Raw genomic sequence first — 25486 nt, 5'->3', positions numbered from 1 at the left:
CAGTGCGCGCATACTTCCGATGACATCCTGTGTTGCCTTTCGGCAACATTTTTGTATTTCAAGGGCCTGAGCTGCCCGCATCAGGCTTCGAGCAGGATGCGCAGCATGCGGCGCAGCGGTTCGGCGGCGCCCCACAGCAGCTGGTCGCCGATGGTGAAGGCGCCGACGTACTCGGGGCCCATCGCCAGCTTGCGGATGCGGCCGACCGGGATGTCCATGGTGCCCGTCACGGCCACCGGCGTCAGGTCCTTGACGGTGGCTTCGCGCGTGTTCGGCACGACCTTGGCCCAGGGGTTGTCGGCGGCGATCATCGCTTCGATGTCGGCGACCGGCACGTCCTTCTTGAGCTTGAAGGTCAGCGCCTGGCTGTGGCAGCGCATCGCGCCGATGCGCACGCAGAAGCCATCCACCGGCGTGGCGGCGGTGCCGAAGCCCGCGCCCTGGCCGAGGATCTTGTTGGTCTCGGCGCCGCCCTTCCACTCTTCCTTGGACATGCCGTCGCCCAGGTCCTTGTCGATCCAGGGGATCAGCGAGCCGCCCAGCGGGGCTCCGAAGTTGGCGATTTCGGAGGCGCTCAGGTTCTGCTGCTTGTGCAGCACCTTGCGATCGATTTCGAGGATGGCCGACTTCGGGTCGTCGAGCAGCGCACGCACTTCGGCGTTCAGGGTGCCGAACTGGGTCAGCAGCTCGCGCATGTGCTGCGCGCCGCCACCCGAGGCCGCCTGGTAGGTCATGCTGGTCATCCACTCGACCAGGCCGGCCTTGTAGAGGGCGCCCACGCCCATGAGCATGCAGCTGACGGTGCAGTTGCCGCCGACCCAGTTCTTGCCGCCCTTGGCGAGCGCGTTCTGGATCACGGGCAGGTTGACGGGGTCGAGCACGATGATCGCGTCATCGTTCATGCGCAGCGTGGAGGCCGCGTCGATCCAGTGGCCGTTCCAGCCGGCGGCGCGCAGCTTGGGGAACACCTCGCTGGTGTAGTCGCCACCCTGGCAGGTGATGACGATGTCGCACTTCTTCAGTGCCTCGATGTCGTTCGCATCCTTGAGCGCGGTTTCGTTCTTGGCCATCGCCGGGGCCTTGCCGCCCGCGTTCGAGGTCGAGAAGAAGACCGGCTCGATGAGGCCGAAGTCGCCTTCGGCCTGCATGCGGTCCATGAGGACCGAGCCGACCATGCCGCGCCAGCCCACGAGGCCGACCAGAGGTTGCTTGGATGCGTTCGCCATTTCAGTTTGCCCTTAGTGAAGAAAGAAAAAATCAGTCTTTTTTGCCCCCGACTCGTCGGCCGGGGGAGGGCGTGACGAAGCGGGCTGCGGTTAGCCGGTAATCGTCTTTTTGGTGATGGCTGCTACGACCGCGTCGCCCATTTCGCGGGTGCCGACGCGCTTCGTGCCTTCGGACCAGATGTCGCCCGTGCGCAGCCCGGAGGCGAGCACGTGCTTGACCGCCGACTCGATACGGTCGGCAGCTTCGGGCTGGTTGAGGGAGAAGCGGAGCATCATGGCAGCGGACAGGATTGTAGCCAAAGGATTGGCAACCCCTTTGCCAGCAATGTCGGGCGCGCTGCCGTGGCTGGGCTCGTACAGGCCCTGGTTGCTCGCATTGAGCGAGGCCGAGGGCAGCATGCCGATGGAGCCGGTGAGCATCGCGGCCTCGTCCGAGAGGATGTCGCCGAACATGTTGCCGGTGACCACCACGTCGAACTTCTTGGGCGCCTTCACGAGCTGCATGGCCGCGTTGTCGACGTACATGTGGTCGAGCTCAACGTCCGGGTACTCCTTGCCGACCTCGGTCACGATGTCCTTCCAGAACTGGAAGGTCTCCAGCACGTTGGCCTTGTCCACGCTGGTCACGCGCTTGCTGCGCTTGCGGGCCGCTTCAAAGGCGACGCGGGCGATGCGCTCGACCTCGGGGCGCGAGTAGCGCATCGTGTCGAAGGCTTCTTCAGCGCCCGGGAAGTGGCCGTCGGTGGCGATGCGGCGGCCGCGCGGCTGGCCGAAGTAGATGTCGCCGGTCAGCTCGCGGATGATGAGGATGTCCAGGCCCGCGATCAGCTCGGGCTTCAGGCTCGAGGCGTCCACCAGCTGCTCGTAGCAGATGGCCGGGCGGAAGTTGGCGAACAGGCCCAGGTTCTTGCGCAGCCCCAGGATGGCCTGCTCGGGCCGCAGCGGGCGGTCGAGCTTGTCGTACTTCCAGTCGCCGACGGCGCCGAACAGCACCGCGTCGGCATCCTTGGCGAGCTTGAGCGTCGAGTCGGGCAGCGGGTGGCCGTGCGCCTCGTAGGCCGCGCCGCCGACCAGTGCCGATTCCATCTCGAACTTCAGGTCGAGGACTTCGAGCACCCTGACGGCTTCCGCCACGATTTCGGTGCCGATGCCGTCACCCGGGAGAACTGCGATTTTCATAAGTTGGTCTGAGGTTTTTTCTTGAAAACGGAAATGCCGCCGATCACGAGATCATCGTGTGCGCGAGCCAGGGCTTCTGCGCCAGGCGCTCGGTCTCGAAGGCCTTGATCTTGTCCTTGTGGCGCAGCGTCAGGCCGATGTCGTCCAGCCCGTTGATCAGGCAGTACTTGCGGAAGGCCTGCACGTCGAACGCGAACTCCTGGCCGTCGGGCTTCACGACCACCTGGCGCTCCAGGTCGATGGTCAGCGTATAGCCCGGGAAGGCGAAGGCTTCGTCGAACAGCTGCGAGACCTGCGACTCGGGCAGCACGATCGGCAGCAGGCCGTTCTTGAAGCTGTTGTTGAAGAAGATGTCGGCGTAGCTCGGCGCAATGATCGCGCGAAAGCCGTACTGGTCGAGCGCCCACGGCGCGTGTTCGCGCGATGAGCCGCAGCCGAAGTTCTTGCGCGCCAGCAGCACCGAGGCGCCCGCGTAGCGCGGCTGGTTCAGCACGAAGTCGGGGTTCGGCTTGCGGCTGGCCGGGTCCTGGCCCGGAAAGCCGGCGTCCAGGTAGCGCCACTCGTCGAACAGGTTCACGCCGAAGCCGGTCTTCTTGATCGACTTGAGGAACTGCTTGGGAATGATCGCGTCGGTGTCGACGTTCTCGCGGTCCATGGGGGCCACGAGGCCCTTGTGCACGGTGAATTTCTGCATGTGATGTCTCCTGATCAGGCGAAGGTGCGCACGTCGACGAAGTGGCCGTGCACGGCTGCGGCGGCGGCCATCGCGGGGCTCACGAGATGGGTGCGGCCACCCGCGCCCTGGCGGCCTTCGAAGTTGCGGTTCGAGGTCGATGCGCAGCGCTCACCGGGCTCGAGGCGGTCGGCATTCATTGCCAGACACATCGAGCAGCCGGGCTCGCGCCATTCGAAGCCGGCGGCCTTGAAGATCAGGTCGAGGCCTTCGCGCTCGGCCTGTTCCTTCACCACGCCCGAACCGGGCACGACCATCGCGAGCTTCACGTTCTTCGCGACCTTCTGGCCGAGCTTCTTCACCACGGCCGCGGCTTCGCGCATGTCCTCGATGCGGCTGTTGGTGCACGAGCCGATGAACACCTTGTCGATGAAGATGTCGTTCATGGCCTTGTTGGGCTCCAGGCCCATGTAGACCAGCGCGCGCTCGATGGCGCTGCGCTTGCTGGCGTCCTTTTCCTTGTCGGGATCGGGCACGCGGCCGTTGATCTCGACCACCATTTCGGGTGAGGTGCCCCAGGTGACCTGCGGCTGGATCTGCGCAGCGTCGAGTTCGACCACGGCGTCGAAGGTCGCGCCCGGGTCGGACTGCAGCGTGCGCCAGTAGCTCACGGCCTGGTCCCATTCGACGCCTGTGGGCGCGAGCGGGCGGCCCTTCACGTAGGCGATGGTCTTTTCGTCGACCGCCACCAGCCCGGCGCGCGCGCCGGCCTCGATGGCCATGTTGCAGACCGTCATGCGGCCTTCCATGCTCAGGTCGCGAATGGCCGAGCCCGCGAATTCGATCGTGTAGCCCGTGCCGCCGGCGGTGCCGATCTTGCCGATGATGGCCAGCACGATGTCCTTGGCGGTGCAGCCCAAAGGCAGCTTGCCTTCGACCTTCACGAGCATGTTCTTGGCCTTCTTGCCCAGCAGCGTCTGCGTGGCCATCACGTGCTCGACCTCGCTGGTGCCGATGCCGTGCGCGAGCGCGCCGAACGCGCCGTGCGTGGAGGTGTGCGAGTCGCCGCAGACCACCGTCATGCCCGGCAGCGTCGCGCCGCTTTCCGGGCCGATCACGTGCACGATTCCCTGGCGCTTGCTCAGGAACGGGAAGAACGCGGCGGCGCCGAACTCGGCGATGTTGTGGTCCAGCGTGGTGACCTGTTCCTTGCTGGTCGGGTCGGCAATGCCTTCGTAACCGCGCTCCCAGCCGGTGGTCGGCGTGTTGTGGTCGGCGGTGGCCACCACCGAGCTGATGCGCCACAGCTTGCGACCGGCTTCGCGCAGGCCCTCGAAGGCCTGCGGGCTGGTCACTTCGTGCACCAGGTGGCGGTCGATGTAGAGGATCGCGGTGCCGTCTTCCTCGGTGTGGACGACGTGTTCGTCCCAGATCTTGTCGTAGAGCGTGCGTGCCATGTCGGTCTCTTGTCTTTCGTGGGGAAATGGATTGTCTGTCGACGCGGTCTAGGCCGCGAGTCGTTCGGTGGCGTCGGCCGAATCGGCCGCCGCGTGCAGGTGGTTCACCAGCGTGCGCGCCGCCACCGGCAGGGTGGAGAAGTCGCGCGCCACCAGTCGGATCTCGCGCGCCGCCCAGGCGTCGTTGAGCGTCACGCTCACGAGGCCGCGGCCGATGCCGTTGTGCATGAGTTCGAAGGCGCGCTGCGGCATCACGCCGATGCCCAGGCCGTTGTCGATCATCCGGCACATGGCGTCCAGGCCCGTGACGTGGATGCGCAGCTTCACGCTGCGGCCGGCGCTCAGCGCCGCTTCATGCATCGCCACGTAGATCGAGCTGTTGGTGTGCAGGCCGACGTGGTCGAAGGCCAGCGAGTCGACGAAATCGATCGTGTCCTGCGCGGCCAGCGCGTGCCCCTCGGGAACGATCAGGGCGAGGCGGTCGTGGCGGTAGGAAAGGCTCTGCAGCTCGCCCGCGCCGCCGGCCACGTGGCACACGCCGAGGTCGGCCGCGCCCTCTTGCACCGCGCGGATCACTTCGCTGCTCAGGTGCTCCTCGAGGTCGATCTTGATGGCCTCGTGCGCGCGCGAGAACACGCCCAGGTCTTCCGGCAGGAACTGCACGATGGCCGAGATGTTGGCGTGCACGCGCACGTGGCCGCGCACGCCGTCGGCGTATTCGCTGAGCTCGCCCTGCATCTTCTCGAGGCTGTAGAGCACCGAGCGGGCGTGGTGCAGCAGGCTTTCGCCGGCCGGCGTGAGGTCGACGCCGCGCGCATGGCGGTAGAGCAGGGCGGTGCCGAGCGTGGCTTCCAGGTCGGACAGCCGCTTGCTCACGGCCGAGGCCGCAATGAATTCACGCTCCGCCGCGCGCCCGATGCTGCCCAGCTCGCACACGGCCACGAACAGCTGCAGCGACGTGAGGTCGATGCGGCGGGCAAAGTTGCGTTCGGACGTGCTCATGGGGGGCTTGGGCATCGCGTTTGGCGATGAGTTGGCTATTTTCTTCCTGTTTTGAAGCCTTTGCCATCGCGATGCGCGATGACATTGCTGCCGGCTGGCGAGGAGGGGCATGCCGAACGGGCAATAAAAAAGCTGCCCGGAGGCAGCTTTTTCAGGGAGCGGAGGTTCCGCAGCCGGTCGATCAGCGGGCCGAGATCGGCTTCACGTCACGCTTGGGCGAGCCTTCGAACAGCTGGCGCGGGCGGCCGATCTTGTACTCGGGGTCGCCGATCATTTCATTCAGCTGGGCGATCCAGCCGACGGTGCGGGCCAGCGCGAAGATCGCGGTGAACAGCGGCACGGGGATGCCGATGGCGCGCTGCACGATGCCCGAGTAGAAGTCGACGTTCGGGTAGAGCTTGCGCGACACGAAGTACTCGTCTTCCAGGGCGATCTTCTCGAGTTCCTTGGCGAGCTTGAACAGCGGGTCGTTTTCCAGGCCCAGCTCGGTCAGCACTTCGTTGCAGGTTTCCTGCATGAGCTTGGCGCGCGGGTCGTAGTTCTTGTACACGCGATGGCCGAAGCCCATCAGCTTGACGTTCGAGTTCTTGTCCTTGACCTTCTTGATGAACTCGCCGATCTTTTCCACGCCGCCTTCGCGCTGGATGTCGTACAGCATGTTCAGCGCTGCTTCGTTGGCGCCGCCGTGGGCTGGGCCCCACAGGCACGCCACGCCGGCTGCAATGGCCGCGAAGGGGTTCGTGCCCGACGAGCCGCACAGGCGCACGGTCGAGGTCGATGCGTTCTGCTCGTGGTCTGCGTGCAGGATGAAGATGCGGTCGAGCGCGCGCTCGAGCACCGGGTTCACCTTGTACTCTTCGCACGGCGTGGCGAACATCATGTGCAGGAAGTTGCCTGCATAGCTGAGTTCGTTCTTCGGGTACATGTACGGCTGGCCGACGGTGTACTTGTAGGCCATGGCCACGAGCGTGGGCATCTTCGCGATCAGGCGGATCGCGGCGATCTCGCGGTGCTCGGGATTGTTGATGTCCGTGCTGTCGTGATAGAAGGCCGACAGGGCGCCCACGAGGCCGGTCATGATGGCCATCGGGTGGGCATCGCGACGGAAGCCGCGCAGGAAGAACTGCATCTGCTCGTTGACCATCGTGTGGTTGGTCACGAGCTTCGTGAAATTGGCCTTCTTGCCGGCGTCCGGCAGCTCGCCGTACAGCAGCAGGTGGCAGGTCTCGAGGAAGTCGCAGTTGGTGGCGAGTTGCTCGATGGGGTAGCCGCGGTACAGCAGCTCGCCCTTGTCACCGTCGATGTAGGTGATGGCCGACTGGCAGGCGGCGGTCGACATGAAGCCCGGGTCGTACGTGAACATGCCGGTCTGTGCATACAGCTTGCGGATGTCGATCACGTCGGGCCCGATGGTGCCCTTGTAGATCGGCAGTTCGACGTTGTCGCCGCCATTGCTGAACGACAGCGTGGCCTTGGTATCGGATGCTTTCATTTCGGTTTACTTTCAGAGGTGGATTCAGGACGAAGGAGAAAAAATGGCAGGACGCTGAGCGCCGTCGGTACGCATCAGCTGCAGCAATGCGACCACCTCGGCCCCGGCCCATGCGGGCTCGGGCTCCTTTCTGCACAGCAGCAGGTCGAGGAGGTCGTTGTCCGACAGGTCCATCAATGTCTCCATCGCTCCCGCTTGACCGACGGTCATGTGGGATTCGTGCCGCTCGAAGAAGCGGGCGATGAACAGGTCGTTCTCCAGCAGGCCGCGCCGGCAACGCCACTTGAGCTTGCTCAGCGCGCGTTCGCCGAGCAGCGTATCGGGGGCGTTGGCGGGGGTCGACATAAGTAAGGCTTCTCGGAAAAACCGTCAGATGGCGCGACGCACCATCAGTTCCTTGATCTTGCCGATGGCCTTGGTCGGGTTCAGGCTCTTCGGGCACACGTCGACGCAGTTCATGATCGTGTGGCAGCGGAACAGGCGGTACGGGTCTTCCAGGTTGTCCAGACGCTCGGCGGTGGCTTCGTCGCGGCTGTCGGCGATGAAGCGGTAGGCCTGCAGCAGGCCGGCCGGGCCGACGAACTTGTCGGGGTTCCACCAGAAGCTCGGGCAGCTCGTGGAGCAGCTCGCGCACAGGATGCACTCGTACAGGCCGTCGAGCTCTTCACGCTCTTCGGGCGACTGCAGGCGCTCCTTCTCGGGCGGCACGGTGTCGTTCTGCAGGTACGGCTTGATCGAGTTGTACTGCTTGAAGAACTGGGTCATGTCGACGATCAGGTCGCGGATGACGGGCAGGCCCGGCAGCGGCTTGAGCACGACGGTGCCCTTGAGCGTGTTCATGTTGGTCAGGCAGGCCAGACCGTTCTTGCCGTTGATGTTCATCGCGTCGGAGCCGCAGACGCCTTCGCGGCACGAGCGGCGGAACGACAGCGTGGGATCCTGCGCCTTGAGCTTCATCAGGGCGTCCAGCAGCATGCGTTCGTGGCCGTCGAGTTCGACCTCGACCGTCTGCATGTAGGGCTTGGCGTCCTTGTCCGGGTCGTAGCGGTAGATCTGGAATGTGCGCTTCATCGTATGGACCTTGTAAATATTCTTAGAACGTGCGGACCTTGGGCGGCACGGATGCCACCGTCAGCGGCTGCAGCTTGACGGGCTTGTACGAGAGGCGGTTGTCCGCGCTGTACCAGAGCGTGTGCTTCATCCAGTTGGCGTCGTCGCGGCCCAGCGGTGCGACCGGGTCGTCCGCGGGACGCTCGTAGTCTTCCACCGTGTGGGCGCCGCGGCATTCCTTGCGGGCGGCGGCCGAGACCATGGTGGCCTGCGCCACTTCGATCAGGTTGTCGACTTCCAGCGCTTCGATGCGGGCGGTGTTGAACACCTTGGACTTGTCCTTCAGGCCGATCGACTTGACGCGCTCGCGCACGGCGGCGATCTTGACCACGCCTTCGTCCATCGAGGCCTGCTTGCGGAACACGGCGGCATGCTGCTGCATGACGGCGCGGATCTCGCCGGCCACGTCCTGGGCGTACTCGCCGCCGGTGGAGGCTTCGAGCTCGTTCAGGCGCTGCAGGGTGCGGTCGGCCGCATCCTTGGGCAGTTCCTTGTGTTCCTTGAGCTTGTCGTTGAACTCGACGATGTGGTTGCCGGCCGCGCGGCCGAACACCAGCAGGTCGAGCAGCGAGTTGGTGCCCAGGCGGTTGGCGCCGTGCACGCTCACGCAGGAGCATTCGCCCACCGCGTACAGGCCGTTCACCACGGCGCTGTTGTCTTCACCCTTCTGGATGACGACCTGGCCGTTGATGTTCGTCGGGATGCCGCCCATCTGGTAGTGGATGGTGGGCACCACGGGAATCGGTTCCTTGGTGACGTCGACGTTGGCGAAGTTGATGCCGATCTCGTAGACCGACGGCAGCCGCTTGTGGATGGTGTCGGCGCCCAGGTGATCCAGCTTCATGTGGATGTAGTCCTTGTTGGGACCACAGCCACGGCCTTCCTTGATTTCCTGGTCCATCGAGCGCGAGACGAAGTCGCGCGGTGCCAGGTCCTTCAGGGTGGGCGCATAGCGCTCCATGAAGCGTTCGCCGTTGCTGTTCAGCAGGATGGCGCCTTCGCCGCGGCAGCCTTCGGTCAGCAGCACGCCCGCGCCGGCCACGCCGGTGGGGTGAAACTGCCAGAACTCCATGTCCTGCAGCGGGATGCCCGAACGTGCGGCCATGCCCAGGCCGTCGCCGGTGTTGATGAACGCGTTGGTGGACGCACCGAAGATGCGGCCTGCGCCGCCGGTGGCCAGCAGCACGGTCTTGGCCTGCAGGATGTGCAGGTCGCCGGTTTCCATTTCGAGGGCCGTGACACCGACCACGTCGCCTTCATCGTCGCGGATGAGGTCCAGCGCCATCCATTCGACGAAGAACTGGGTGCGGGCTTCCACGTTCTTCTGGTAGAGCGTGTGCAGCATCGCGTGGCCGGTGCGGTCGGCCGCGGCGCAGGCGCGTTGCACGGCCTTCTCGCCGTAGTTGGCGGTGTGGCCGCCGAACGGACGCTGGTAGATGGTGCCGTCGGGATTGCGGTCGAAGGGCATGCCGAAGTGTTCGAGCTCGTACACGACCTTCGGGGCTTCACGGCACATGAACTCGATCGCGTCCTGGTCGCCGAGCCAGTCGGAACCCTTGATCGTGTCGTAGAAGTGGTAGTGCCAGTTGTCCTCGCTCATGTTGCCGAGCGAAGCGCCCACGCCGCCCTGGGCAGCGACGGTGTGCGAACGGGTCGGGAACACCTTGGAGAGCACGGCCACGTTGAGGCCGGCACGGGCGAGTTGCAGCGATGCGCGCATGCCGGAGCCGCCGGCACCGACGATCACGACGTCGAACTTGCGCTTGGTGATGTTTTCTTTTGTGTAGGTCATGGTGGGTCAGATCTTCCAAAGCACTTGAATGGCCCAACCCGCACAACCGACAAGCCAGACGATGGTGAAAACTTGCAGCACGAGACGGATGGCGACAGGCTGGACGTAGTCCATCCACACGTCGCGCATGCCGACCCACACGTGATAGAGCAGGGCAACGATCACGGAGAAGGTCAGGACCTTCATCCACTGTGCGGCGAAGATGCCGGCCCACAGGTCATAGCCGATGGGGCCGCGCGAGAAGACCAACTGCGCGAGCAGGATGATCGTGAACAGCGCCATCAGGGCGCCGGTGATGCGCTGGCTGAGCCAGTCGCGCAGACCGTAGTGCGCGCCGACGACGATGCGCTTGGAGCCGTAATTCACAGACATGGGTGGCTCCTTCTCAGTACAGGCCGAACAGCTTGGCGCCAAGCGCCAGCGTGAGGATGATGCTTGCGCCCAGCGTGAACATGGCCGAGCTGTGACCGAATTCCTTCGTCACGGCGGAGTGGCTCACGTCCATCCAGAGGTGACGCAGGCCGGCGATGAAGTGGTGCAGGTAGGCCCAGATGAGCGCCAGTGCGACGAGCTTGAAGAACCATCCCGGAGCGAAGCCGACGCCGATGTTGAAAGCAGACTTGAATTTCGCGAACGAATAGTCAGATGACAGCGAGGTGTCGAACATCCAGATGATGAAGGGCATCAGCAGGAACATCAGCACACCGCTCACGCGGTGCAGGATCGACACGATGCCGGCCGGCGGCAGCCGGTAGGTCGTGAGATCGGTGAAGGCGTTGATGTTCCGGAATTCGCGACGCGGCGGCCGGGGGGGAGTTGCAAGCTCTGTCATAGGGAGATGGCTTTCGTGGCTTTGTGACTTGTTGGCTTGTTCTGAGAGCGAACGCTTTTGTTTCTTCTGCGGAATGCAAACAACGCAAAATTCTATTGCAATGCACCATCGCGCATCGGACGCGCAGGAGTCAACGCACTGCGGCAGTCGGATGCTCGGGGCTTGTGGCTGCGTTGCGCGGGCTGAGTGTGCGCGTTTGTGCCCGCGCGGGCGAGGGTCTTCGGCGCCATCGGATCAGCCCAGCTGGTTGCGGTAGTGGTGGGTGTCGGTGCGGTACAGGCCGCGGCGCAGTTCCATCGGCATGTCGTGGTACGTGTGCGCCACGCGCTCCACGCTGAGCAGCGGCATCTGCAGCGGCACGTCGAGCAGCTGCGCCTGTTCGGCATCGGGCAGCACGGCGCGGATCTTTTCTTCGGCGCGCACCATGCGCACGCCGAATTCGGTTTCGAACATCGCGTACATCGGGCCGGGCCAGGCACGCAGCCGGTCGGCGGTGAGGCCCTTGAAGGGCGCGCCGGGCAGCCAGAGGTCTTCGAGGATGGTCGGCACGCCGCCGTAGGCGAGCACGCGGCGCACCTGCAGCACGGCGTCGCCCGTGCGCAGGCTCAGCGCACGCGCCACGTCGGCCGAGGCGCGCAGGCGCTTGCAGTCGACGATGGTGCGCTCGGCCGGACCTTCGGCGCTCGGGCTGCCGGCGTCGGGCACCAGCTTGAGAAAACGGTACTGCACATGCTGCTCGGCATGCGTGGCCACGAAGGTGCCCTTGCCCTGGCGGCGCACCACCAGGTTTTCGGCCGCCAGCTCGTCGATCGCCTTGCGCACCGTGCCCTGGCTCACGCGAAAGCGCACGGCCAGATCCATCTCGCTGGGGATGGGCTCGCCCGGCTTCCACTCGCCGGCCTGCAGGCTCTGCAGGATCAGGGTCTTGATCTGCTGGTAGAGCGGACTGAAGGACGGCGTCGTGGGCTCGTCGAGGGTGGAGGGCGTGTTCATGGCAGCGGTGGGGTGCGCCGTGGCGGACCCCCAGAGGATATCTTATATAAGACATAAGACGGCCTTTGTCGAATCGGCTTAAAATGCGGCCCGGTCCCGCGCCGCGGGAAAGCTTCCCCCCGCTGGACCGCGGCGCCCCACGAGAGCGCTAACCCGTTTCACCACCTTCTGGAGTCTTCCCATGAGCAAAAAGCCTGTCCGCGTTGCCGTTACCGGTGCCGCCGGTCAAATCGGTTACGCCCTGTTGTTCCGTATCGCTTCCGGCGAAATGCTCGGCAAAGACCAGCCGGTCATCCTGCAACTGCTCGAAATCCCCGACGAGAAGGCCCAGAAGGCGCTCAAGGGCGTGATGATGGAGCTCGACGACTGCGCCTTCCCGCTGCTGGCCGGCATGGAAGCCCACGGCGACCCGATGACCGCCTTCAAGGACGCCGACTACGCCCTGCTGGTCGGCTCGCGCCCCCGCGGCCCCGGCATGGAACGTGCCGAGCTGCTGGCCGTCAACGGCGCCATCTTCACGGCACAGGGCAAGGCACTCAACGCTGTCGCTTCGCGCAACGTGAAGGTGCTGGTCGTCGGCAACCCCGCCAACACCAACGCCTACATCGCCATGAAGTCGGCACCGGACCTGCCGCGCAAGAACTTCACCGCCATGCTGCGCCTGGACCACAACCGCGCTGCCAGCCAGATCGCCGCCAAGACCGGCAAGGCCGTGGCCGACATCGAGAAGCTCACCGTCTGGGGCAACCACTCGCCCACGATGTACGCCGACTACCGCTTTGCGACCATCAACGGCGAAAGCGTCGCCAAGATGATCAACGACCAGGAATGGAACGCCAACACCTTCCTGCCGACCGTCGGCAAGCGCGGCGCGGCCATCATCGAAGCCCGCGGCCTGTCGTCGGCTGCCTCGGCCGCCAACGCCGCCATCGACCACATGCGCGACTGGGCCCTGGGCACCAACGGCAAGTGGGTCACGATGGGCATCCCGTCGGACGGCCAGTACGGCATTCCGAAGGACGTGATGTTCGGCTTCCCGGTCACCTGCGAAAACGGTGAGTACAAGCTGGTCGAAGGCCTCGAGATCGATGCATTCAGCCAGGAACGCATCAACAAGACGCTCGAAGAGCTCGAAGGCGAACGCGCCGGCGTCGCCCACCTGCTGTAAAGCAAACCCGCCAGCATGCTCGACTGGAACCCCGCGCTCTACCGTCGCTACGAGGACGAGCGCACCCGGCCCGCACAGGAACTCCTGGCGCGGGTCCCGCTTGCCGAGGCCGCCCGCGTGGTCGACCTCGGATGCGGACCGGGCAATTCCACCGAGCTGCTGGCACATCGGTTCCCGAAGGCGCAGGTCACGGGCACCGACAACTCCGAAGCCATGCTGGTCAGCGCGCGCGAGCGCCTGCCGGCGGCGCGCTTCGAGTTGAGCGACATCGCGACCTGGGCGCCGCGTGAAACAGAAGCGCCCGATCTCATTTATGCCAACGCGTCCCTGCAATGGGTGCCGGATCACGAGACGCTGATCCCCCGCCTGTTCGACGCGCTGGCCCCGGGCGGCGTGCTCGCCGTCCAGATGCCCGACAACCGCCAGGAGCCCACGCACCGCCTGATGCGCGCGGTGGCGGCCGAAGCGCCCTGGGCCGAGCCCATCGGCGACGCCGACAAGCTGCGCACCTTGCTGCTGCCGCTCGGCGGCTACTACGACCTGCTGGCCGCGCGTGCGGCCCATGTCGATGTCTGGCACACCATCTACCAGCACCCGATGGCCAACGCCGCGGCCATCGTCGAATGGGTGCGTAGCACTGGGCTGAAGCCTTTCGTCGACCGCCTGCCGCCCGACCTGCAGGCGAGCTACCTCGCCGAATACGAACGCCGGGTGGACGAGGCCTACCCGGTGCGCACCGACGGCAAGCGCCTGCTCGCCTTCCCGCGCATGTTCATCGTGGCGCACAAGAAAAAAGACGCATGACGACGAAGACCTCCGCTGCCCATCCCGCGGACGTGCTGCTCGGCGCACAGGCCGGCGCCGTGACCCTGCCGGTGTGCGACCACTACAGCGGCGTCGAAGCCCGCATGAAGAAGAGCCTCGCGCTCCAGGCCGAGATGGCGCAGGAGTTCGGCGCCTGCGTGTTCGACGTCACCCTCGACTGCGAAGACGGCGCCCCGGTCGGCGGCGAGGCGGAGCATGCCGCGCTCGTCACCGAGCTCGCGCTGGCTGCCCAGCCCGGCATGCGCGTGGGCGTGCGCGTGCACCCGGTCGACCACCTGGCCTTTGCCGGCGACGTGGTCACCATCGCCGGACGTGCCGGCCAGCGGCTGAGCCACCTCATGGTGCCCAAGGTCGAATCCGTGGCTGATGTGTGTCAGGCTGTTGCCGCGCTCGATGCCGCCGACGCCGCCGAGTTGCCGCTGCACGTGCTCATCGAGTCGCCCCTGGCGGTGCACAACGCCTTCGAAATTGCCGCGCATCCGCGCGTGCAGTCGCTGAGCTTCGGCCTCATGGATTTCGTGTCGGCGCATGCCGGCGCCATTCCCGCCGACGGCATGGGTGCGGCGGGGCAGTTCAGCCACCCGCTGGTCGTGCGCGCCAAGCTGGCACTGGCCTCGGCGGCGCATGCCTACGGCAAGGTGCCGTCGCACTGCGTGGTCACCGAGTTCAACGACACCGAGGCGATGCGCCTCGCGGCCCGCAAGGCGGCCACCGAATTCGGCTACACGCGCATGTGGAGCATCCACCCGAACCAGATCCGGCCGATCCTCGAGGCCTTCGCGCCCGACGAGGCGCAGATTCAAATTGCCACAAAAATCATTACAAAAGCCGCAGACGCGGATTGGGCACCGACACAAATTGATGGCACATTGCACGACCGCGCGAGCTACCGCCACTTCTGGCAGGTCCTGACGCGCGCCCACGCAACAGGGCGCGCGTTGCCCTCCGAGGCGAAAGCCTGGTTTGCATCGCGGTCTCCTGAAACCCACTGAATCAGCCTGAAGGAACCCCGCTCATGAAGAAAATTGCACTGATCGCCGCCGTTGCGCTGGCCCTGCCTTTCGCCGCCGTGGCCCAGAACGCCACCGCCACCAAGCCGGCTGCTGCCAAGGCCGAAGCCAAGAAGACCCCGCCGAAGCGCCAGGTCACCCGCAAGGCGGCCAAGGCTGTCGAAGAGGTCACGCCGATCGCCGACGACACCAACATCGTGCTGTCCGAGTCCGACCTGGCCGTGGCGCAGCGTGTGTCCATCGGCAAGGCCCAGTGCGAACTCGGCGCCGACGTGACCGTCACGCCCGACGAGAAGAAGCCCGGCTTCTTCACCGTGACCACCAAGGGCCTGAAGTACCGCATGCACCCGGTCGAAAGCCGCACCGGCGCCATCCGCCTCGAAGACCCGCGTGCCGGCGCCATGTGGCTCCAGCTGGGCAACAAGTCGATGCTGATGAACCAGAAGGCCGGCCTGCGCATTGCCGACGAATGCCAGACCGCCGCTCAGGTCGCCTTCGCCGACGAGATGAAGAAGAACCCGCCGAAGGCCCTTTTCGAAGGTGCCGACGCAGCCAAGAAGTAAGAAGAGCACCGAACCCGGGGTGCGGCGCGGCTCTTGCTTGGCCGCTTGAGACCGCAGCGCACGCCCGATAGCCTAGTTTCCGGAGAAAAGAAGATGTTGCAAGCCTACGTTGATCATGTTGCCGAACGCGCCGCGCTCGGTATCCCGCCGCTGCCCCTGAGCGCGAAGCAGACCGCCGAAGCGATCGAGCTCCTGAAGAGCGCGAATGCCAAGGACGGCGCCTTCCTGCTGGACCTGCTCACTTACCGTGTGCCCGCCGGCGTCGACGACGCCGCCAAGGTCAAGGCAAGCTACCTCGCAGCCGTGGCCCACGGCACCGAGAAGAACGCGTTCATCTCGCGCGCCCGCGCCACTGAACTGCTCGGCACCATGCTCGGCGGCTACAACATCAGCCCCATGATCGACCTGCTGGACGACGCCGAAGTCGGTGCCGTGGCAGCCGAAGGCCTGAAGAAGACCCTGCTGATGTTCGACCAGTTCCACGACGTCAAGGAAAAGGCCGACAAGGGCAACGCCCACGCCAAGGGCGTGCTGCAAAGCTGGGCCGATGCCGAGTGGTTCACCAGCCGCCCGGAAGTGCCGCAGAGCATCACCGTCAGCATCTTCAAGGTGGCCGGTGAAATCAACACCGACGACCTGTCGCCCGCACCCGACGCCACCACGCGTCCCGACATTCCGATGCACGCCCTGGCGATGCACAAGAACGCCCGCCCCGGCATCGTTCCTGAAGAAGACGGCAAGCGCGGCCCGGTGAAGTTCATCGAAGACCTGCGCGCGCGCGGCCACCTCGTGGCCTACGCCGGCGACGTGGTCGGCACGGGTTCGTCGCGCAAGAGCGCCACCAACTCGGTGCTGTGGTTCACCGGCGAAGACATTCCCTTCGTGCCGAACAAGCGTTTCGGCGGCGTCTGCCTCGGCGGCAAGATCGCTCCCATCTTCTACAACACGATGGAAGACTCGGGCGCTCTGCCGATCGAGCTCGACGTGACGCAGATGAACATGGGCGATGTGGTCGAGCTGCGTCCCTACGAAGGCAAGGCCCTGAAGGACGGCAAGGTCATCGCCGAATTCCAGGTCAAGAGCGATGTGCTGTTCGACGAAGTGCGCGCCGGCGGCCGCATTCCGCTGATCATCGGCCGCGGCCTCACGGCCAAGGCGCGCGAGGCCCTGGGCCTGCCCGTCTCGACGCTGTTCCGCCTGCCGCAAAGCCCCGTCGACACCAAGAAGGGCTTCTCGCTCGCACAGAAGATGGTCGGCCGCGCCTGCGGCCTGCCCGAAGGCCAGGGCGTGCGCCCGGGCACGTACTGCGAACCCAAGATGACCTCGGTCGGCTCGCAGGACACCACCGGCCCGATGACCCGCGACGAGCTGAAGGACCTGGCCTGCCTGGGCTTCTCGGCCGACCTCGTCATGCAATCGTTCTGTCACACGGCGGCGTACCCGAAGAAGGTCGACGTCAAGATGCACCACGAACTGCCCGAGTTCATGGCCAACCGCGGCGGCGTGTCGCTGCGTCCGGGCGACGGCGTGATCCACAGCTGGCTCAACCGCCTGCTGACCCCCGACACCGTGGGCACGGGCGGTGACAGCCACACCCGCTTCCCCATCGGCATCAGCTTCCCCGCGGGCTCCGGCCTCGTGGCCTTCGCGGCCGCCACCGGCGTGATGCCGCTGGACATGCCCGAATCGGTGCTCGTGCGCTTCAAGGGCAAGATGCAACCCGGCGTCACGCTGCGTGACCTGGTTAACGCCATTCCGCTGTACGCCATCAAGTCGGGCCTGCTGACTGTGGCCAAGCAAGGCAAGAAGAACATCTTCTCGGGCCGCATCCTCGAGATCGAAGGCCTGCCCGACCTGAAGGTGGAGCAAGCCTTCGAGCTGAGCGACGCCTCGGCCGAACGCTCGGCCGCTGGCTGCACGGTGCACCTGAACAAGGAACCGATTCAAGAGTACATCAACAGCAACATCACGCTGATGAAGTGGATGATTGCCGAAGGCTACGCCGACGCCCGCACGCTGGCACGCCGCATCGCCGCGCAGGAAGCCTGGCTCAAGGACCCGCAGCTGCTCAAGGGCGATGCCGACGCCGAGTACGCCGCCGTCATCGAGATCGACCTGGCCGAGATCCACGAACCCATCGTGGCCTGCCCGAACGACCCGGACGACGTGAAGACGCTGAGCGACGTGGCCGGTGCCACCATCGACGAAGTGTTCATCGGCTCGTGCATGACCAACATCGGCCACTTCCGCGCCGCGTCGAAGCTGCTCGAAGGCAAGCGCGACATCCCGGTCAAGCTGTGGATCGCACCGCCGACCAAGATGGACGCGCAGCAGCTCACCGAAGAAGGCCACTACGGCGTGTTCGGCAACGCGGGCGCGCGCACCGAAATGCCGGGCTGCTCGCTGTGCATGGGCAACCAGGCACAGGTGCGCGAAGGCGCGACGGTGATGTCGACCAGCACCCGCAACTTCCCGAACCGCCTGGGCAAGAACACCAACGTGTACCTGGGCTCGGCCGAACTGGCCGCCATCTGCTCGCGACTGGGCCGCATCCCGACCCGCGAGGAGTACATGGCCGCCACGGGCGTGATCGACGCGTCCAGCGCGCAGATCTACCAGTACCTGAACTTCGACAAGATCGAAGACTACAAGGGCGTGGCGGACACGGTCACGGCCTGACGGTCGTTGCAGCCGGCGAGCGATTCGCCGGCCTCATGAAAAAGCCCCGCTTCGGCGGGGCTTTTTCATGGGCGGTCGTTCGGTCTCAGCCGTGCGACGGATTGGACTTCAGGTGCTCCTGGCCCTTCAACAGCATCGCCATCCCGGTCGTACCGCCGACTGCATTGGGCAGCGATGCCTGCAGCGAGTGGGCGAAGTCTCCCCGGTACAGCTTGGCGCCCTGGTGGGTCAGGTTCGAATTGGCGTCGATGTAGACCGACTCGCCCAGCCCCGACCACAGCCGACAGAAGCCGTAGTCTTCCGACAGGTAGCGCCGCGTGACCGGGTCGACCATCACGTCGAAGAAGCGGTAGTGCAGCCCGCGGTCGGTCTCGCCGATGCTGTCGGGCACGTACTGCAGGTCGGGGTAGGCGGCCATCAGCCGCTCGAACACGCCGCGCCGGATCGCCATGAAGCCCGTGGGCGCCTCGGTCATCTTCATGAAACCGTCGGGCTGCACCTCGAGCTCGATCTGCGATGCGCCTTCTTCGGCCTGGGCATTGACCGTGTAGCGCGTGAAGGCGGCCTCGAACTGCTGTTGCGTGGTGCCTGCCGCCACGCCGTCCTGCGGCCAGTTCTCGCGCTTCAACGGGTACACGCCGGCGGCGATGTCGTAGCCCGACAGCAGCAGGCGGAACGCCGCCTCGGCCGAGAAACCGATGTCTGCGTCGATCCAGAACAGGTGGGTCCACTCCGTGTTGGCCAGGAACTGGGCCACGCAGTTGTTGCGCGCGCGCGTGACCAGGCTTTCGCCCTGGTGCATCAGCACCTGCATCTTCATGCCGGCGCGCTCGGCATTGATGGTGAAGTTCAGCAGCGACGCCACGTAGTTCTGGAAGAACTTGCCGTCGTGGCTCGGCGTCACGATCACGGGGTAGAAGTGCCGGAGTTCGGACGGATCGAGCATGCGAGGGGGCTCCGTGGGGCGAGGGTCTGGCTAGCGGGCAGGGCGCTGCATCAGGCCCTGCAGCAGGGTGTCGTAGGTCTGCGTGGCCACCGCGTCGCCGGGCAGGTAGCGCCCGATGAGCGCGCGTTGCCGGTCGCGGTAGGCCTGGGCCTGGGCGTCGTGCCCGTCGATGGCCTCGAGCACGCGGGCGCTGCCCGCGGCCACGTCGTTTTCTGCGTAGTAGTAGCCCAGGTCCGCGCACAGGTGGGCGTTGTGCACCAGCGGATAGCCCTGCCAACAGGTCTCGAGGTAGAAGTAGTTGAGCGGGTTCTCCCATTGGTGGGAGACCACGATGTCGGTGTTCTGCGCCAGGAACACCGGGGTCTCGTGCCGACCCAGGAAGACCGCCTTGTGCTGGCGCACCAGGTCGAGCTGGTTCATCAGCGTGATGAACTCCATGCTGTCCTTGGCCATGCGCTCCACGTTCGTGACCTGCAGCAGCCCGATCGCGTCGGGCCGGGCGCGGTAGGCCAGCTCGGCGATCAGGATGGGGTAGACGCAGAACTTCACCACATTGATGTTCGGCTCCATCACGCTGAGCCGCCGCGGGCCGCTGCGCGGCTGGTACGCGCCGCCGTCGGGCAGGGCGCGGGCGCGCTCTTGAAGGAACACCGGGCTCCAGACGAAGGGCACGGCACGCGCCTCGGCGCGGCGCAGCACCTCGAAGTAGGGCTGGCTGATGTGGGCCACCTGCGGAACCATCCAGATGTCGTCGTAACGCTGGTTGATGAACAGGTTGCGGCCCCACAGCGGCTTGCCGAACAGCATCGACTCCATCGCGTGCACGTACTCGAAGCCGCAGCAGTACGACACCAGCCGCGCGCCGCGACGCTTGAGGTGATCGGTCTGGTCGGCGTCGATCTGGCCGCCCAGCTCGATCAGCACGTCCACGCTGTCCTTGGCCGCTTCGAAGGTCACGGTCGGCCAGCGGGCCTGGTCCCAGGGCAGGGCGGGGGTGATGGGCGTGGCGGTGGTGTTGACCAGCACCACCGAGGCGACGCTCGGGCAGTGCTTCAGCGCCTCTGCCAGGAACACGGCGTTCTGCTTGATGCCGTTGTTCCAGAGGGTCTCGGCCTCGTGGTGGAGGCCGATCGTGATGCCGATGCGCAGGCCGGCACCCGAGGCGGTGGTCATTGGTTTTCGCGGGGGACGTAGCCCGTCAGGCGCCAGCCTTGGGGTTCGAGGCGGAAGCTGACTTTTTCGAAGACGGTCTTGTTGTTCTCGAGGCGGGTGGAGAAGTCGACGTTGGCATACAGGCCGGCGGGAATGCCAGTGCTGTCGTCCGGATAGCGGATTCGCGTGATGCCAGCCCAGTCACGCCGGGCCACGACGCCGACGGTCTGACGTGCGCGTTGCGTATTGGCAACAAAGTCGGCCCGAGGGAATCGGGTCTTGATGAAGGCCGAGGCGCCATCCCAGATCTCTCCAGCGCGGCCTTCGTCGATCTGCTTGAGGCTGGCGAGGCCCGCCTGGACGAGTTCGTCGGCGGAACTGCCGTCCTGCTGCGCCAGGGCGCAGGAACTGGCCACGGCCAGCGTGCATGCGGCCAGGAAATGGAGGGAAAACGGCTTCATTCGAAGAACCTTTGTGAAGAAAACCGCTGTGGCAAACAGCGGCCGCGATTCTAGGCGGGGCGTTTGAACCAGCGTTTCACACCGCATCCGCCCCGAACCAAATTTGTCGCCAATCGTGAAAGTTTGTGAACTAAATCATCATTTCACGGTTTCCGGTAGACCGAAATGGCTGCAAATGTAAACGGCTGCGTACATTACCGCGTCCATTGTGAACGTCAGGGTAACTACGACCCTGGCTGGGGCAACGAGCCGCGGGCGGTCGTTGCCTTCCTCCGCCGTTGATACCGCGCCCGCCCTCTGTGAACCGAGCTCGAAGAATATGAACAAGTCTTACCGAAGTATCTGGAATGAAGCCCTGGGGGCCTGGGTTGCGGCGTCTGAACTCACTTCGGCGCGGGGAAAGAAGAGCAAGTCGCGGGTGGCGACCGTGGCTGCTTTGGTGGTGGCGGGAGCGGCGGCGGGGTATGGAGGTGGGGCGCTGGCTCAGTACGTTCCGAGTTCTAACTATGGTGTGGCATCGGGTGAGTCGGTTGCTATCGGCAGCAGCAGCGGCGCTGACAGGGCCTTTGCGTCGGGTAACGGCGCTGTCGCGTTGGGTCAAGGCGCAAATGCGACCGGTGGTGTTGCCATTGGCGGCTTCTCGATCGCCAACGGCGCCCACGCCGTTGCCATCGGGCAATCGGCCAACGCGGTAAGTGGCGGCGTCGCTCTTGGATACAACGCCCAGGCGCCGCAGGATGCTGCTGTCGCCATTGGATGGGGCGCGAATGCGACAGGCTCGGCCTCAGGCATCGCAATCGGAGATCGCGCCAACGCGACGGGGACCAATGCGATCGCGATCGGGGGCAACGCAAACCAGACGGCCACGTTGGCAAATGGTGCCGGCGCTCTCGCGGTGGGGTCTGGCGCGCAGGCTACTGGGACTGGAGCAGTTGCATTCGGCGGCTTGGGCGGCACAGCCGGTGGCTCACGCGCGACCAGTACATATGCGGTCGCCATCGGCGCTGCTGCCCAGGCGACAGGCTCGGGTGCTGTCGCACTGGGCGGCGACGCCACCAGTGCCGCGGTTGCGGCCGGCACCAATTCCCTCGCTTTCGGCGCTGGGGCCAAGACGAATACGGGTACGACCGGCGCCGTCGCCATGGGCGCGAACGCTCAGGCCACGGCTTCCGACGCGTTCGCCATGGGTACGGGGGCCAAGGCCAACGTTGCCGGCGCAATGGCTCTGGGCTTGAACGCGCAGGCAACTTCGGCCAACGCGGTCGCCATCGGTGCCAATGCGATTGCCAGCACTGCGACCGCGGCGCCCACCGCGACGATCGGCCCGGTAACCTACTCGGGGTTTGCGGGCGCGTCGCCTATTGGCGTGGTCAGTGTGGGCTCGCTCAACAACGAACGTCAGATCACCAATGTCGCAGCAGGACGGATCACCGACACCAGCACGGATGCCATCAATGGCAGCCAGTTGTATTCGACGCTGAGCACGACCAACAGCAGCATCAGCAGCCTGTCGACGTCGACGTCTTCGGGCCTGAGCACGGCCACGAGCAGCATCGCCAGCCTGTCCACGGGCCTGAGCACCACAAACAGCAACGTCGCCAGCCTGTCGACATCCACTTCGTCGGGCCTGAGCACGGCGAGCAGTCGCATCAACAGCCTGTCGACTTCGACGTCGTCGGGACTGAGCACGGCCACGAGCAGCATCTCGAGCCTGTCGACCGGCCTGAGCACCACGAACAGCAACGTCGGCAGTCTTTCGACTTCCACGTCGACTGGCCTCAGCACGACCAACAGCCGCATCGACAGCCTGTCGACGTCGACGTCGTCGGGCCTCAGCACAGCGACGAGCGGGATCTCCAGCCTGTCCACAGGTCTGAGTACCACGAACAGCAACGTCGGCAGCTTGTCGACCTCCACATCGTCGGGCCTGAGCACCAGCAGCAGCCGCATCGACAGCCTGTCGACGTCGACTTCAAGCGGCCTGAGCACGACCAACAGCAACGTCAGCAGCCTGTCGACCTCCACGTCGTCCGGTTTGAGCACGGCCAACAGTGGCATCTCCAGCCTGTCGACGGGCCTGAGCACCACGAACAGCAACGTCAGTAGTCTGTCGACTTCTACGTCATCCGGACTGAGCACCAGCAGCAGCCGCATCGACAGCCTTTCGACATCGACGTCGAGCGGTCTGAGCACGGCGACCAGCGGAATCTCAAGCCTGTCCACAGGTCTGAGCACGACGAACAGCAACGTCAGTAGCCTGTCGACATCGACGTCGTCTGGCTTGAGCACGGCCACGAGCGGCATCTCGAGCCTGTCCACAGGTCTGAGCACGACGAACAGCAACGTCAGCAGCTTGTCGACCTCCACGTCGTCCGGCCTGAGCACCAGCAGCAGCCGCATCGACAGCCTGTCGACGTCGACTTCAAGCGGCCTGAGCACGACCAACAGCAACGTCAGCAGCCTGTCGACTTCGACGTCGTCCGGTTTGAGCACGGCCACCAGCGGCATCTCCAGCCTGTCGACTGGCCTGAGCACCACGAACAGCAACGTCAGTAGCCTGTCGACATCGACGTCGTCCGGCTTGAGCACGGCCACGAGCGGTATCTCCAGCCTGTCCACAGGCCTGAGCACTACGAATAGCAACGTGAGCAGCCTTTCGACGTCGACGTCGTCGGGTCTGAGCACGGCGACCAGCGGAATCTCGAGCCTGTCCACGGGCTTGAGTACGACGAACAGCAACGTGGGCAGCCTGTCAACGTCCACGTCGACTGGCCTGAGCACGACCAACAGCCGCATCGACAGCCTGTCGACGTCGACTTCAAGCGGTCTGAGCACCGCCACGAGCGGCATCTCGAGCCTGTCCACAGGTCTGAGCACGACGAACAGCAACGTCAGCAGTTTGTCGACCTCCACATCGTCGGGTCTGAGCACCGCGACCAGCGGCATCTCCAGCTTGTCGACGGGCCTGAGCACGACCAACAGCAACGTCAGCAGTCTGTCGACTTCGACCTCGTCCGGCCTGAGCACGGCCACGAGCAGCATCTCCAGCCTGTCCACGGGCTTGAGCACCACGAACAGCAACGTGGGTAGCTTGTCGACCTCGACATCGTCGGGTCTGAGCACGACCAACAGCCGCATCGACAGTCTCTCGACGTCCACGTCGAGCGGCCTGAGCACTGCGACCAGTGGTATCTCGAGCCTGTCCACGGGGCTGAGCACGACGAACAGCAACGTGAGCAGCTTGTCGACCTCGACGTCGTCGGGCCTGAGCACTGCCACCAGCGGCATCTCCAGCTTGTCCACGGGCCTGAGCACCACGAACAGCAACGTCAGCAGCTTGTCGACGTCCACGTCGTCCGGTTTGAGTACCGCTACGAGCGGCATCAACAGTCTGTCGACGGGCCTGAGCACGACCAACAGCAATGTGAGCAGCCTGTCGACGTCGACGTCGTCGGGCCTGAGTACTGCAGCTAGCGGCATTTCGAGCCTGTCCACAGGTCTGAGCACGACGAACAGCAACGTGAGCAGCCTGTCGACCTCGACGTCGTCCGGCCTGAGCACGGCCACGAGCAGCATCGACAGCCTCTCGACCTCCACCTCGAGCGGTCTGAGCACTGCAGCCAGCGGTATCTCGAGCCTGTCCACGGGCTTGAGCACCACGAACAGCAACGTGGGCAGCTTGTCGACCTCGACGTCGTCGGGTCTGAGCACGGCCAATAGCCGCATCGACAGCCTCTCGACATCTACGTCGTCGGGCCTGAGCACGGCGACCAGTGGTATCTCGAGCCTGTCCACGGCTCTGAGCAGCACCAACAGCAACCTGGACAGCCTCTCGACTTCCACGTCGAGCGGGTTGAGCACCGCGACCAGCGGCATCTCCAGCCTTTCGACCGGTCTCAGCACCACGAACAGCAACGTCAGCAGCCTGTCGACCTCGACGTCGTCGGGACTGAGCACTGCGACCAGCGGTATCTCCAGCCTGTCCACGGGCCTGAGCACCACGAATAGCAATGTGAGCAGCTTGTCGACGTCTACGTCGAGCGGCCTGAGCACGGCTACGAGCGGCATCTCGAGCCTGTCTACGGCTCTGAGCAGCACCAACAGCAACCTGGACAGCCTCTCGACGTCTACGTCGTCGGGACTGAGCACGGCGACCAGTGGTATCTCCAGCTTGTCCACCGGCCTGAGCACGACGAACAGCAACGTGAGCAGCCTGTCGACCTCGACGTCGTCGGGCTTGAGTACGGCAACCAGCGGCATCTCGAGCCTGTCTACTGGCCTGAGCACGACCAACAGCAACGTGAGTAGCCTGTCGACTTCGACATCGTCGGGCCTGAGCACTGCGACCAGTGGCATCGCCAGCCTGTCGACGGGCTTGAGCACCACGAACAGCAGCGTGGGCAGCTTGTCGACCTCGACGTCCAGTGGTTTGAGCACGACCAACAGTCGAATCGATAGCCTTTCGACCTCCACGTCGTCGGGCCTGAGCACCGCCACGAGCAGCATCGACAGCCTCTCGACGTCTACCTCGAGCGGTCTGAGCACTGCGACCAGTGGCATCGCCAGCTTGTCCACGGGCCTGAGCACGACCAACAGCAACGTCAGCAGTCTGTCGACCTCGACGTCCTCGGGTCTGAGCACCACCAATAGTCGTATTGACAGCCTCTCGACGTCTACGTCGTCGGGCCTTAGCACGGCGACGAGCAGCATCGATAGCTTGTCGACGTCTACCTCGAGCGGTCTGAGCACAGCGACCAGCGGCATCGCCAGCTTGTCCACGAGCCTGAGCACGACCAACAGCAATGTGAGCAGCCTGTCGACCTCGACGTCGTCTGGTCTGAGCACTGCAACCAGCGGCATCTCGAGCTTGTCGACGGGCCTGAGCACGACCAACAGCAACGTGAGCAGCCTGTCGACTTCTACGTC

Annotated in this window: 21 protein-coding genes; 6 read left to right on the top strand and 15 right to left on the bottom strand. The window is 65.1% G+C overall.

The window, feature by feature from the left end; genetic code table 11:
• Positions 1-80 precede the first annotated feature (80 nt).
• The 12 genes from asd to AC1RL8_RS14455 form a co-directional block, all read right to left on the bottom strand.
• Positions 81-1226: an aspartate-semialdehyde dehydrogenase gene (gene asd / locus AC1RL8_RS14510; protein ID WP_070062265.1), complete on the bottom strand. Its 1146-nt coding sequence runs from the start codon at positions 1224-1226 to the stop codon at positions 81-83.
• A gap of 90 nt (positions 1227-1316) precedes the next feature.
• On the bottom strand, positions 1317-2405 hold the full coding sequence (gene leuB, locus AC1RL8_RS14505) for a 3-isopropylmalate dehydrogenase (RefSeq protein ID WP_492684612.1): 1089 nt from the start codon (positions 2403-2405) through the stop codon (positions 1317-1319).
• A 43-nt stretch (positions 2406-2448) separates the two neighbouring features.
• Positions 2449-3099, bottom strand: coding sequence for a 3-isopropylmalate dehydratase small subunit (gene leuD, locus AC1RL8_RS14500; RefSeq protein WP_062479700.1), 651 nt, complete (start codon positions 3097-3099; stop codon positions 2449-2451).
• Positions 3100-3113: 14 nt separating this feature from the next.
• Positions 3114-4535, bottom strand: coding sequence for a 3-isopropylmalate dehydratase large subunit (leuC, locus tag AC1RL8_RS14495; protein WP_159273214.1), 1422 nt, complete (start codon positions 4533-4535; stop codon positions 3114-3116).
• A 48-nt stretch (positions 4536-4583) separates the two neighbouring features.
• Positions 4584-5537 carry a LysR family transcriptional regulator gene (locus AC1RL8_RS14490; RefSeq protein WP_159273215.1) on the bottom strand — a complete coding sequence of 318 codons (954 nt, stop codon included), beginning with the start codon at positions 5535-5537 and terminating at the stop codon, positions 4584-4586.
• A 181-nt stretch (positions 5538-5718) separates the two neighbouring features.
• The gene (gltA, locus tag AC1RL8_RS14485; RefSeq protein WP_056572035.1) at positions 5719-7029 is read right to left on the bottom strand and encodes a citrate synthase; all 1311 of its coding nucleotides are present in this window, start codon (positions 7027-7029) and stop codon (positions 5719-5721) included.
• Between the two features lie 24 nt (positions 7030-7053).
• The gene (locus AC1RL8_RS14480; protein WP_062479704.1) at positions 7054-7374 is read right to left on the bottom strand and encodes an FAD assembly factor SdhE; all 321 of its coding nucleotides are present in this window, start codon (positions 7372-7374) and stop codon (positions 7054-7056) included.
• Between the two features lie 24 nt (positions 7375-7398).
• Complete coding sequence (locus AC1RL8_RS14475; protein WP_062479706.1) at positions 7399-8100, bottom strand: succinate dehydrogenase iron-sulfur subunit; 702 nt, start codon at positions 8098-8100, stop codon at positions 7399-7401.
• Between the two features lie 22 nt (positions 8101-8122).
• A complete protein-coding gene (gene sdhA / locus AC1RL8_RS14470; RefSeq protein ID WP_056572028.1) occupies positions 8123-9931 on the bottom strand; it encodes a succinate dehydrogenase flavoprotein subunit in 1809 nt (602 codons plus the stop codon).
• A gap of 6 nt (positions 9932-9937) precedes the next feature.
• Complete coding sequence (sdhD, locus tag AC1RL8_RS14465) at positions 9938-10303, bottom strand: succinate dehydrogenase, hydrophobic membrane anchor protein (RefSeq protein ID WP_159273216.1); 366 nt, start codon at positions 10301-10303, stop codon at positions 9938-9940.
• A gap of 13 nt (positions 10304-10316) precedes the next feature.
• Positions 10317-10763 carry a succinate dehydrogenase, cytochrome b556 subunit gene (gene sdhC / locus AC1RL8_RS14460; protein ID WP_062479711.1) on the bottom strand — a complete coding sequence of 149 codons (447 nt, stop codon included), beginning with the start codon at positions 10761-10763 and terminating at the stop codon, positions 10317-10319.
• 234 nt (positions 10764-10997) lie between these two features.
• Positions 10998-11756: a GntR family transcriptional regulator gene (locus AC1RL8_RS14455; RefSeq protein ID WP_492684611.1), complete on the bottom strand. Its 759-nt coding sequence runs from the start codon at positions 11754-11756 to the stop codon at positions 10998-11000.
• A 181-nt stretch (positions 11757-11937) separates the two neighbouring features.
• On the opposite strand from AC1RL8_RS14455, the gene AC1RL8_RS14450 reads away from it, so the two are divergent.
• The 5 genes from AC1RL8_RS14450 (at position 11938) to AC1RL8_RS14430 (ending at position 18001) form a co-directional block, all read left to right on the top strand.
• Complete coding sequence (locus AC1RL8_RS14450; protein WP_042578072.1) at positions 11938-12924, top strand: malate dehydrogenase; 987 nt, start codon at positions 11938-11940, stop codon at positions 12922-12924.
• A 15-nt stretch (positions 12925-12939) separates the two neighbouring features.
• Positions 12940-13728, top strand: coding sequence for a trans-aconitate 2-methyltransferase (gene tam, locus AC1RL8_RS14445; RefSeq protein WP_354342791.1), 789 nt, complete (start codon positions 12940-12942; stop codon positions 13726-13728).
• Positions 13725-14741, top strand: a complete 1017-nt coding sequence (locus AC1RL8_RS14440) for an HpcH/HpaI aldolase/citrate lyase family protein (RefSeq protein ID WP_492684610.1) — start codon at positions 13725-13727, stop codon at positions 14739-14741. The genes tam and AC1RL8_RS14440 overlap by 4 nt, the downstream gene beginning before the upstream one ends.
• A 23-nt stretch (positions 14742-14764) precedes the next feature.
• A complete protein-coding gene (locus AC1RL8_RS14435; RefSeq protein WP_062479718.1) occupies positions 14765-15322 on the top strand; it encodes a hypothetical protein in 558 nt (185 codons plus the stop codon).
• A gap of 93 nt (positions 15323-15415) precedes the next feature.
• Positions 15416-18001, top strand: coding sequence for a bifunctional aconitate hydratase 2/2-methylisocitrate dehydratase (locus AC1RL8_RS14430; protein WP_307586708.1), 2586 nt, complete (start codon positions 15416-15418; stop codon positions 17999-18001).
• 85 nt (positions 18002-18086) lie between these two features.
• On the opposite strand, the gene AC1RL8_RS14425 is transcribed toward AC1RL8_RS14430, so the two are convergent.
• Genes AC1RL8_RS14425 through AC1RL8_RS14415 form a run of 3 tightly spaced genes read right to left on the bottom strand, consistent with a single transcriptional unit; the run spans position 18087 to position 20560 of the window.
• Complete coding sequence (locus AC1RL8_RS14425; RefSeq protein ID WP_492684609.1) at positions 18087-18947, bottom strand: hypothetical protein; 861 nt, start codon at positions 18945-18947, stop codon at positions 18087-18089.
• A gap of 30 nt (positions 18948-18977) precedes the next feature.
• A complete protein-coding gene (locus tag AC1RL8_RS14420; protein ID WP_070062276.1) occupies positions 18978-20120 on the bottom strand; it encodes a DUF2827 domain-containing protein in 1143 nt (380 codons plus the stop codon).
• Positions 20117-20560: a DUF4019 domain-containing protein gene (locus tag AC1RL8_RS14415; protein WP_492684608.1), complete on the bottom strand. Its 444-nt coding sequence runs from the start codon at positions 20558-20560 to the stop codon at positions 20117-20119. The genes AC1RL8_RS14420 and AC1RL8_RS14415 overlap by 4 nt, the downstream gene beginning before the upstream one ends.
• Positions 20561-20879: 319 nt before the next feature.
• On the opposite strand from AC1RL8_RS14415, the gene AC1RL8_RS14410 reads away from it, so the two are divergent.
• Positions 20880-25486, top strand: a 4607-nt coding sequence (locus AC1RL8_RS14410) for an ESPR-type extended signal peptide-containing protein (RefSeq protein ID WP_493196574.1), incomplete at its 3' end; no start/stop codon positions are given.

It is taken from the genome of Variovorax sp. GW822-FHT04E09, assembly GCF_058800845.1.
The sequence above is the reverse complement of the archived record's forward strand: the minus strand, read 5'-3'. Positions and strand labels throughout refer to the sequence as shown.

Bases quoted from the DNA above. Each gene is read 5' to 3' on its own strand.
- AC1RL8_RS14490 (WP_159273215.1), bottom strand. From the start codon at position 5,537: ATGAGCACGTCCGAACGCAACTTTGCCCGCCGCATCGACCTCACGTCG.
- tam (WP_354342791.1), top strand. From the start codon at position 12,940: ATGCTCGACTGGAACCCCGCGCTCTACCGTCGCTACGAGGACGAGCGC.
- AC1RL8_RS14425 (WP_492684609.1), bottom strand. From the start codon at position 18,947: ATGCTCGATCCGTCCGAACTCCGGCACTTCTACCCCGTGATCGTGACG.
- AC1RL8_RS14435 (WP_062479718.1), top strand. From the start codon at position 14,765: ATGAAGAAAATTGCACTGATCGCCGCCGTTGCGCTGGCCCTGCCTTTC.
- leuC (WP_159273214.1), bottom strand. From the start codon at position 4,535: ATGGCACGCACGCTCTACGACAAGATCTGGGACGAACACGTCGTCCAC.
- AC1RL8_RS14480 (WP_062479704.1), bottom strand. From the start codon at position 7,374: ATGTCGACCCCCGCCAACGCCCCCGATACGCTGCTCGGCGAACGCGCG.
- sdhD (WP_159273216.1), bottom strand. From the start codon at position 10,303: ATGTCTGTGAATTACGGCTCCAAGCGCATCGTCGTCGGCGCGCACTAC.
- AC1RL8_RS14415 (WP_492684608.1), bottom strand. From the start codon at position 20,560: ATGAAGCCGTTTTCCCTCCATTTCCTGGCCGCATGCACGCTGGCCGTG.
- AC1RL8_RS14440 (WP_492684610.1), top strand. From the start codon at position 13,725: ATGACGACGAAGACCTCCGCTGCCCATCCCGCGGACGTGCTGCTCGGC.
- AC1RL8_RS14420 (WP_070062276.1), bottom strand. From the start codon at position 20,120: ATGACCACCGCCTCGGGTGCCGGCCTGCGCATCGGCATCACGATCGGC.
- sdhC (WP_062479711.1), bottom strand. From the start codon at position 10,763: ATGACAGAGCTTGCAACTCCCCCCCGGCCGCCGCGTCGCGAATTCCGG.
- AC1RL8_RS14475 (WP_062479706.1), bottom strand. From the start codon at position 8,100: ATGAAGCGCACATTCCAGATCTACCGCTACGACCCGGACAAGGACGCC.
- AC1RL8_RS14450 (WP_042578072.1), top strand. From the start codon at position 11,938: ATGAGCAAAAAGCCTGTCCGCGTTGCCGTTACCGGTGCCGCCGGTCAA.
- asd (WP_070062265.1), bottom strand. From the start codon at position 1,226: ATGGCGAACGCATCCAAGCAACCTCTGGTCGGCCTCGTGGGCTGGCGC.
- leuB (WP_492684612.1), bottom strand. From the start codon at position 2,405: ATGAAAATCGCAGTTCTCCCGGGTGACGGCATCGGCACCGAAATCGTG.
- leuD (WP_062479700.1), bottom strand. From the start codon at position 3,099: ATGCAGAAATTCACCGTGCACAAGGGCCTCGTGGCCCCCATGGACCGC.
- gltA (WP_056572035.1), bottom strand. From the start codon at position 7,029: ATGAAAGCATCCGATACCAAGGCCACGCTGTCGTTCAGCAATGGCGGC.
- AC1RL8_RS14455 (WP_492684611.1), bottom strand. From the start codon at position 11,756: ATGAACACGCCCTCCACCCTCGACGAGCCCACGACGCCGTCCTTCAGT.
- sdhA (WP_056572028.1), bottom strand. From the start codon at position 9,931: ATGACCTACACAAAAGAAAACATCACCAAGCGCAAGTTCGACGTCGTG.
- AC1RL8_RS14430 (WP_307586708.1), top strand. From the start codon at position 15,416: ATGTTGCAAGCCTACGTTGATCATGTTGCCGAACGCGCCGCGCTCGGT.